Origin of the sequence: Rhodopseudomonas sp. B29 (assembly GCF_000333455.1) — a bacterium.
GTDB lineage: Bacteria > Pseudomonadota > Alphaproteobacteria > Rhizobiales > Xanthobacteraceae > Rhodopseudomonas.
The window spans coordinates 1-8,566 of the sequence record NZ_BADD01000596.1 but is presented as its reverse complement, the minus strand read 5'-3'; the positions used below and the strand labels follow the sequence as shown (position 1 = coordinate 8,566).

8 protein-coding genes and 1 pseudogene are annotated in these 8,566 nt (G+C 66.4%); 3 read left to right on the top strand and 6 right to left on the bottom strand.

Annotated features, from left to right (window positions below):
* The first annotated feature begins 37 nt into the window (after positions 1-37).
* Entirely contained in the window at positions 38-178 is a 141-nt protein-coding gene (locus I5M_RS33195; RefSeq protein WP_022723298.1) for a hypothetical protein, read from the top strand.
* Between the two features lie 4 nt (positions 179-182).
* On the opposite strand, the pseudogene I5M_RS30325 reads toward I5M_RS33195, so the two are convergent.
* Positions 183-2,391, bottom strand: a pseudogene (locus I5M_RS30325) (primosomal protein N').
* A gap of 209 nt (positions 2,392-2,600) precedes the next feature.
* Between I5M_RS30325 and I5M_RS21535 the strand changes: the two are divergent.
* Positions 2,601-3,572 (top strand): tyrosine recombinase XerC, encoded by a 972-nt coding sequence (locus I5M_RS21535; protein WP_022723297.1) that lies wholly within the window; start codon positions 2,601-2,603, stop codon positions 3,570-3,572.
* Between the two features lie 184 nt (positions 3,573-3,756).
* Entirely contained in the window at positions 3,757-4,347 is a 591-nt protein-coding gene (locus tag I5M_RS21530) for a DUF4337 domain-containing protein (protein WP_022723296.1), read from the top strand.
* Positions 4,348-4,362: 15 nt separating this feature from the next.
* Here the strand turns inward: I5M_RS21530 and I5M_RS21525 are convergent, their stop codons facing one another.
* The 5 genes from I5M_RS21525 to odhB form a co-directional block, all read right to left on the bottom strand.
* Positions 4,363-4,902 (bottom strand): hypothetical protein, encoded by a 540-nt coding sequence (locus tag I5M_RS21525; RefSeq protein ID WP_022723295.1) that lies wholly within the window; start codon positions 4,900-4,902, stop codon positions 4,363-4,365.
* 48 nt (positions 4,903-4,950) lie between these two features.
* On the bottom strand, positions 4,951-6,354 hold the full coding sequence (gene lpdA / locus I5M_RS21520; RefSeq protein WP_022723294.1) for a dihydrolipoyl dehydrogenase: 1,404 nt from the start codon (positions 6,352-6,354) through the stop codon (positions 4,951-4,953).
* A gap of 30 nt (positions 6,355-6,384) precedes the next feature.
* Entirely contained in the window at positions 6,385-7,131 is a 747-nt protein-coding gene (locus I5M_RS21515) for an SDR family oxidoreductase (protein WP_022723293.1), read from the bottom strand.
* 7 nt (positions 7,132-7,138) lie between these two features.
* On the bottom strand, positions 7,139-7,531 hold the full coding sequence (locus tag I5M_RS21510) for an MAPEG family protein (RefSeq protein ID WP_022723292.1): 393 nt from the start codon (positions 7,529-7,531) through the stop codon (positions 7,139-7,141).
* Between the two features lie 61 nt (positions 7,532-7,592).
* Positions 7,593-8,566: 2-oxoglutarate dehydrogenase complex dihydrolipoyllysine-residue succinyltransferase (gene odhB, locus I5M_RS21505; protein WP_022723291.1), on the bottom strand; the 974-nt coding region annotated here is incomplete at its 5' end.

Here is an 8,566-nt window from a genome sequence, read left to right as displayed (position 1 = left end):
TCGCCGCGTGCTCGATGTCTAGAAAGAGGCGCTGACCGTGCTGGCGCACGGCATCGAAGCCTGCGGCGATCAGCACAGCATCCTGACCTTCACGTCACGCCGGCGCGATTGGGTGCGGGTCGAAACTGTGAAGGATTTGTCGCGCACGCGACAGCGGCATGACAAAGCCCACAACTAACAAGTCAAAGGAAGCTTTGCGGATCGACGTCGACTTCGAGCTTCAGGTTTCCCTTGGTCTTGGGTCCATTGGCCAGCCACGATCGCAAGTAATTCGACAAGTCGAAGCCGCGTGCCGATTTGATCAGCAGCCGGAATCGATAGCGGCCTTTGATCACCGCAAGCGGCGCCTCGGCCGGGCCGAGCACCTGCACGCGCTCGTCGACCGGCGCGCAGGCGGCGAGCTGCCGCCCGAAGCCTTCGGCGCTCGGCCGGTCACCGGCCGAAATGATCAGGCTCGCCAGCCGGCCGAACGGCGGATAGAGCGTCCGCTCGCGAATATCGATCTCCGACGCGTAGAAGGCCTCGCGGTCGCAAGCGACCAGCGCCTTCATCACCGGATGCTCCGGCTGATGCGTCTGCAGGAAGCCGACGCCGCGGCCCTGTTCGCGGCCGGCGCGGCCGATCACCTGATTGAGCAGCTGAAATGTGCGCTCGGCGGCACGGGGATCGCCATTGCTGAGGCCCAAATCGGCATCGACGACTCCGACCAGATTGAGCCGCGGGAAATTGTGGCCCTTGGCGACGAGCTGGGTGCCGATGATGATGTCGACGCGGCCCTCGGCGATTTCGTTNCACTCCGATCGCATGGTCTCGATCGAGGTGATCAGGTCGCTCGACAGCACCATGGTGCGCGCATCGGGAAACAGGCTGGCAGCCTCTTCCTGCAGCCGCTCGACCCCAGGGCCGACCGCGACTAAAGATTCTTCCGCCCCGCAATGCGGGCACTGATGCGGCCGCGGCATCGAGAAGCCGCAATGGTGGCACACCAGCCGCTGCCGGAAGCGGTGATCGACCAGCCAGGCATCGCAGATCGTGCAGGCGAAGCGGTGGCCGCAGGCGCGGCACAGCGTCAGCGGCGCATAGCCGCGGCGGTTGAGAAACAGCAGCGCCTGTTCGCCGCGCTCGATGGCGTAACCGATCTGCTCGGCCAAAGGCGGCGAGATGAAGCGCCCACGCATCGGCGGCGCGCGGCGCAGATCGATGGCTTCGATATGCGGCATGTGCTGGCCGCCGAACCGCGACGGCAGCGGAATGCGCTGATAGCGGCCCTTGCGGGCGTTGACCTCGGTCTCGACCGACGGCGTCGCCGACGCCAACACGATCGGAATCTTGGCGATCGACGCCCGCACCACCGCCATGTCGCGGGCGTGATAATGCGCGCCGTCTTCCTGCTTGTAGGCCTGGTCGTGCTCCTCATCGACGACGATCAGGCCGAGATCTGCGTAAGGCAGAAACAGCGCTGAGCGCGCGCCGACGACGACGCGAGCTTCACCGGCCGCGATCGCCGCCCAATTGCGGGCGCGGGTGCGCGGCGTCAGCTCGGAGTGCCATTCCAGCGGGCGCTCGCCGAAGCGCTGCGCGAAGCGATCGAGAAACTGGCCGGTGAGCGCGATTTCCGGCATCAGCAACAGGCTTTGCCGGCCCTGGCGGATCACCTCGGCGACCGCCTCGAAATACACTTCGGTCTTGCCGGAGCCGGTGACGCCATCGAGCAACGCGGCCTGGAAGCCGCCGGCGCTGACGAGCCGGCGCATTTTGTCGGCGGCCTCGGCCTGCTCGGGCGAAAAATCCGCCGGCGCAAAATCAGGATCGGGCTCCGGCGCCGGCTTGTCGCGCGGCATCACCTCGACCTGCAGGGTGCCTTCGTCGACCAGGCCATCGATGACGCTGGTGCTGACGCCGGCCTCCTTGGCGACCTCGGGATTTGCCGTGCAGCAGCCCGTCGTCGAGGACTTCGAGCAGACGGCGCCGCGCCGAGGTCATGCGCTGCGGCGGCGGCCCGATCAGCCGCACGCCCATCCGCTGGCGCTCCGGGCCGAGATGCTCGCCCATGCGCAGCGTCATGCGCAGCACCTGGCCGCGCGGCGACAGCGTATAGTTGGCGACCCAATCGACCAGCCGGCGCAGCTCCTCGCGCAGCGGCGGCACCTCCAGCTTCTCGGCGACGTCTTTCAGCCGGTTGTGCAGACGCGGGTCGGGATTGGCGTTCTCGGCCCAGACCACGCCCAGCACCTCGCGAGGTCCGAGCGGCACGCCGACGACATCGCCGACCTTCAGATCCATTCCGCGCGGCACACGGTACGAATAGGCATTGTCGAGCGCGACCGGCACCAGCACGTCGACCACCTGAGTGGCCGGGGTGGCTTTGGGGCGAGTCGGCGTGTCATCCATGGCCCGATGATGTGCGATCAAAGCCGCGTTTCATCAATGGGAAAGAAAATCGGCTAGCATTCTGAGACTTGCAGCCGTCACCCTGAGGTGGCCGCGCAGCGGCCCTCGAAGGGCGACGGCTTGTGCCGGGTCATCCTTCGAGGCTCGCTACGCTCGCACCTCAGGATGACGGTGAGGCTGCATTTGCCGTCACCTTTTATCGTGAGATCATGGCCAAAGCCCCGCCCTCACCACCTCCGCTCGTCCTTGACGGCGCCGCGTCCGATCTCGCCGCCGAGATGGCGCAGTGGCTGATGCATTTGCGGGCCGAACGGCGGCTGTCGGCCAAGACGCTGGAGGCCTATGCACGCGATCTGCGGCAATTCCTGCAGTTTCTCTGCCGTCATTGGGGCGGCGAGGTCACGCTCGGCCGGTTCGCGCGGCTGGAGGCCGGCGACGTCCGCGCCTTCATGGCGGCGCGACGATCCGACGCGATCGCCGGGCGCTCGCTGATGCGGTCGCTGGCCGGACTGCGCTCGTTCGGCCGCTTTCTCGAACGCGAGGGCAAGGGCCGGGTCGGCGCGCTAGCCGCTGTGCGGGCGCCGAAGATCAAGAAGAGCCTGCCCAAGCCGCTGCCGGTCTCGGCCGCCAAGCGGCTGGCGGATTCGACCGAACGCGCCGGCGAGGACCGGCCGCAATGGGTGCTGGACCGCGACGCCGCCGTGATGGCGCTGCTCTATGGCTCGGGCCTGCGTATCTCCGAAGCCCTCGGACTGAAGCGCCGCGACGTGCCGGCGCCCGGCAAGGGCGACACGCTGACGGTGCTGGGCAAGGGCAACAAGACCCGCATGGTGCCGGTGCTGGACGCCGTGCTTCACCTGATCGCCGACTACGCGACCGCCTGCCCGTATTCATTGCCGCCGGATGGACCGATGTTCGTCGGCGCCAAAGGCGGGCCGCTGAGCCCCCGCATCATCCAGCTGGCGATGGAGCGGCTGCGCGGCGGGCTCGGCCTGCCGGACTCGGCGACGCCGCATGCGCTGCGCCATTCTTTCGCGACGCATTTGCTGTCGCGCGGCGGCGATCTGCGAGCGATCCAGGAATTGCTCGGCCACGCCTCGCTGTCCACCACGCAGATCTATACCGGCATCGACACCGAGCGGCTGCTCGAAGTCTACGCCAGCGCCCATCCACGAGCCTAGATTTTGTTTGGACGCGTTTTCTTCACGCGAACCGGTATCCAATTCGCTCGAAAACGCTATACAGCCGAACTTGTTAGTTCGCCGCCGGCGGACTTGACCGGCGGTTCCATCCCACTGACAAGATCAGACGCTAGAGGAACGACGCGGCCCGAATCGGAGGCCGGATGCGACAGGAGACCCCCCGATGAGCGCCCACGAGAGCATGGAGCATGCCGAACACGCCGAGCATGCGTCCGGCGAGAACAAGTCGATCGCCCTGCTGATCGCCGTGTTGGCGCTGTTCCTGGCGTTCTCCGAAACGCTCGGCAAGGGCGCGCAGACCGAGACCATCGCCAAGAACGTCGAAGCCTCGAACCTGTGGGCGTTTTTCCAGGCCAAGAGCATCCGCCGCACCACGGTGCAGACCGCCGCCGAGCAGGGCAAGCTGATCCTCGGCAGCACCTCCGACGAAGCCGCCAAAGCAGCGATCCAGAAGCAGATCGACGACTGGCAGAAGACCGCGGCGCGCTATCGCAACGAGCCGGAGACCGGAGAAGGTTCCGAGCAACTCGCCGAACGCGCCAAGCACGCCGAACACGAGCGCGATCTGGCGCAGGCGCGCTATCATCACTATGAGCTGGCGTCCGCCGCCTTCCAGATCGGCATCGTGCTGGCGTCCGCCACCATCATCACCGGCATGATCGCGCTGGCGTGGATCTCGGGATTCCTGGCGGTCGCCGGCCTTGCCTTCACGGCGATCGGCCTGTTCGCGCCGCACGCCGTGCACCTGATGTAGGAGCTCAGCGTCCGCTCAGCGGGCCGTGCGGATGCGCTTGCGGAATTGCATCGCCTTGCGCATCAGCCGGCCCATCGTTCCTTCGCCTTCGCCGAAGACAGCGCGAACGCGTGCCCGGATGCCGTCCATGACGGGCGCCACGATGTCGTGCGCCTTCGCCTTGATGCCGATGACGAAGTCATAGACTTTGACGAACCAGGCCATCTGCATCAGCTTCGGCCGGGTGATGTCGAACACGAAGGCGACGAGGCCGAGCCCGACGAACTGGGCGAAGCCGAACGTCACGAGACCGGCGAGGAAGTGCTGCTTGGCGAACAGCCACAGCGCCAGCAGCTTGACCGGATAAAGCGGGATCAGCGGCACCACGAACACCACCAGCGCCATCGCCGGTGACAGATGCGCCAGCCGCTCCGCGAGCCAGGCCTTGAACTCGCGCAGTGGGATCGCCGCGACGATCCGCGCCACCCACGGCTCGAGATGATCCCACAGCCATGCCTCGATCAAAAAGAGGACGGCGAGGATGAACCAGAGCGGCTGCAGCAGACGACGCTTCATGACTCTCACGCTAGCCCGGCCTTGAGGCCGGGCTGTGGCTGACGAGAGTTACATATGAATAGCGCGCTTACCGACCGCAAGCGCGGCCTCCTTGATGGCTTCCGAGCGGGTCGGGTGGGCGTGGCAGGTGCGGGCGAGATCTTCGGCCGAACCGCCGAACTCCATCAGCACCGCCGCCTCGTGGATCATCTCGCCGGCTTCGCGGCCGATGATGTGAACGCCGAGCACGCGATCGGTCTTGGTATCGGCCAGGATTTTCACGAAGCCGTCGGTGGTCTGGTTGACCTTGGAGCGGCCGTTGGCGGTGAACGGGAACTTGCCGACCGTGTAGTCGACGCCGGCGTTCTTGAGGTCTTCCTCGGTCTTACCGACGCTGGAGACTTCCGGCGTGGTGTAGACCACGCCCGGGATGACGTCGTAGTTCACGTGACCGGCCTTGCCGGCAATGATCTCGGCGACCGCGACGCCTTCGTCCTCGGCCTTGTGGGCCAGCATCGGTCCCTTCACCACGTCGCCGATGGCGTAGACGCCCTTGAGGCTGGTGGCAAAGTGATCGTCGATGACGACGCGGCCGCGCTCGTCGAGCGCAACGCCTGCTTCCTTCAGCCCGAGGCCTTCGGTGTAGGGCACGCGGCCGATCGCGACGAGCACGACGTCAGCTTCCAGCGTCTCGGGATTGCCGCCGGCGGCGGCTTCGACGCTGACCTTGAGCTGCTTGCCAGATGAATCGATCGCCGTGACCTTGGCGCCGAGCTTGAAGGCGAAGCCCTGCTTTTCGAGGATGCGCTGGAACTGCTTGCAGATCTCGCCGTCCATGCCGGGCAGGATGCGGTCGAGGAATTCCACCACGGTGACCTGCGCGCCGAGCCGGCGCCACACCGAGCCGAGTTCGAGACCGATGACGCCGGCGCCGACCACGATCAGCTTGCCCGGCACCTTGTCGAGCGACAGCGCGCCGGTCGACGACACGATGCGCTTCTCGTCGATCTCGATGCCTTTGAGGCGCGCGATGTCGGAGCCGGTGGCGATGACGATGGACTTGGCCTCGACGCTTTGGGTCTTGCCGTCCTGACCGGTGACTTCGAGCTTGCCGGTGCCGACGATCTTGCCCTTGCCGGCAAGCACATCAATCTTGTTCTTCTTCATCAGGTACTCGACGCCTTTGACGTTGCCGTCGATGCCCTGCTGCTTGAAGTTCATCATCGCCGCCATGTCGAGCTTCGGCGCCGAGACGCCGATGCCCATCTTGGCAAAGGAATGGCCGGCTTCTTCGAAAAGCTCGGAGGCGTGCAGGAGTGCCTTCGACGGCATGCAGCCGACATTGAGGCAGGTGCCGCCGAGCGTGGGATTCTTCTCCACCACTGCGACTTTCAGCCCGAGCTGGGCCGCGCGGATCGCACAGACGTAACCGCCGGGGCCGGTGCCGATGATGACGAGATCGTAGGAGGCCATGTATCAGTCCTGTAGTTGGCGCCTGAGCCGCTAGCGGCCGCCGGAAACATCCAAGATGGCGCTGGTGACATAGGAGGCTTCGTCCGACAGCAGCCAGACGACGGCGTTGGCGATTTCCTCGGCGCGGCCGACGCGCTTCATCGGCACGTTGACGCTGAGCCGATGCGCGCGTTCCGGATCTCCGCCGGAAGCGTGAATTTCCGTATCGATCAGACCGGGCCTGATCGCCGCGACGCGGATGCCTTCACCGGCGACTTCGTGGCCGAGCCCGACGGTGAAGGAGTCCACCGCGCCCTTCGACGCCGCGTAGTCCACATAAGTGTTCGGCGAGCCGAGCTTGGCGGCGACCGACGACAGATTGACGATGACGCCGCCTTTGCCGCCGTGGCGCGTCGACATCCGCTTCACGGCTTCACGGGCGCACAGGATGCTGCCGGTGACGTTCACCGCCATCATCCGCTGGATGCGTTCCGCCGACATTTCGTCGACCCGCGCGGTCGGGCCGACGATGCCGGCATTGTTGACCAGCGCGCCGAGCGGCCCGAATTTGTCCGCCGCGGCGAAGAGCGCCAGGATGTCAGCCTCGTCGCCGACGTCGCATTTCACCGCGATCGCCTTGCCGTTACTGGCCTCGATCTCGCCGACGACTTCGTTCGCCGCGGCCGCGTTGCTGGCGTAGCCGACCACGACCTTGAAGCCGCGCTTGCCGCAGCCGATCGCGGTGGCGCGGCCGATGCCGCGGCTGCCCCCGGTGATGATGACGACGCGATCGTTCATGCGCACCTCAAGCGAGCAGACGGATCAGCATGGTGATCAGCGCCAGCAGCGCGATGAACCACACGATGCTGCGCGCGAACGGAATTTGCACGAGGTAGAGCGGCACGTAGAGCACACGGGCGACCAGCCAGACGATCGCGGCGGTCGTCGCATAGCCGCCGGTCTTGCCGGTGATCGCCAAGGCGAGCGCCAGCGCGACGAAGGCCGGGTAGGTTTCGAGCAGGTTGCGATACGCGCGGCCGGCGCGGCCGGCGAAGCGGCCCCTGGCGGTACGCGGCTCGTCGCGCGGGCCGGCCTGATACTCGCCGCCGAGCTCCATCGTGGTCGGGATAGAGGCGAGGAACATCTGCGCGATCAGCAGCGCCACGCTCCAGCCCAGCACGATGATTTCGGTCGGCATCGGCTGCCTCGCTCCCCCAGTTCAGCCGTCGCGGTTCGCCGGCCTCGGCCGGCGAGCGCGATCAGAGGTCCAGCACCAGGCGGGCCGGATCTTCCAGGCTCTCCTTGACGCGGACCAGGAAGGTCACGGCTTCCTTGCCGTCGATGACGCGGTGATCGTAGCTCAGCGCCAGATACATCATCGGGCGAACTTCGATCTTGCCGCCGACCACCACCGGCCGTTCCTGGATCTTGTGCATGCCCAGGATGCCGGACTGCGGCGCATTGAGGATCGGCGTCGACATCAGCGAGCCATAGATGCCGCCATTGGTGATGGTGAAGGTGCCGCCCTGCATCTCTTCGATCTTGAGCTGGCCGTCACGGGCGCGCTTGCCGAAATCCGAAATGCCCTTTTCGATCTGCGCGATCGACTTGGTATCGCAGTCGCGCACCACCGGCACCACCAGGCCCTTGTCGGTGCCGACGGCGACGCCGATGTGGTAGTAGTTCTTGTAGATCAGATCGGTGCCGTCGATCTCGGCGTTGACGGCCGGGATGTCCTTCAGCGCCTGGACGCAGGCCTTGGTGAAGAAGCCCATGAAGCCGAGCTTGCCGCCGTGCTTCTTCTCGAAGATGTCCTTGTACTGCGAGCGCAGCGCCATGACGTTGGTCATGTCGACCTCGTTGAAGGTCGTCAGCATCGCAGCGGTGTTCTGAACTTCCTTGAGCCGGCGCGCGATGGTCTGGCGCAGCCGGGTCATCTTGACGCGCTCTTCGCGCGCGGCGTCGTCGGCCGGTGACGGCGCACGGACCTGCACGGCCGCGGCGGGCTGGCTGACCGGGGTCGGCGCCGAAGCCGCCTTCTCGATCGCGGCCAGCATGTCACCCTTGGTGACGCGGCCGTCCTTGCCGGAGCCCGGCACGGTCGAGGCATCGACACCGCTCTCGGCCGACAGGCGGCGAACCGACGGAGCCTGCGGCGCATCGGCCGGCGGGGTCTTGGCGGCGGGAGCCGGCGCAAGCCCCCGGAGCGGGGGCCGAAACCCCCCGGAACGGG

Bases quoted from the DNA above. Each gene is read 5' to 3' on its own strand.
- I5M_RS21515 (WP_022723293.1), bottom strand. From the start codon at position 7,131: ATGAACGATCGCGTCGTCATCATCACCGGGGGCAGCCGCGGCATCGGC.
- lpdA (WP_022723294.1), bottom strand. From the start codon at position 6,354: ATGGCCTCCTACGATCTCGTCATCATCGGCACCGGCCCCGGCGGTTAC.
- I5M_RS21525 (WP_022723295.1), bottom strand. From the start codon at position 4,902: ATGAAGCGTCGTCTGCTGCAGCCGCTCTGGTTCATCCTCGCCGTCCTC.
- I5M_RS21535 (WP_022723297.1), top strand. From the start codon at position 2,601: ATGGCCAAAGCCCCGCCCTCACCACCTCCGCTCGTCCTTGACGGCGCC.
- I5M_RS21510 (WP_022723292.1), bottom strand. From the start codon at position 7,531: ATGCCGACCGAAATCATCGTGCTGGGCTGGAGCGTGGCGCTGCTGATC.
- I5M_RS21530 (WP_022723296.1), top strand. From the start codon at position 3,757: ATGAGCGCCCACGAGAGCATGGAGCATGCCGAACACGCCGAGCATGCG.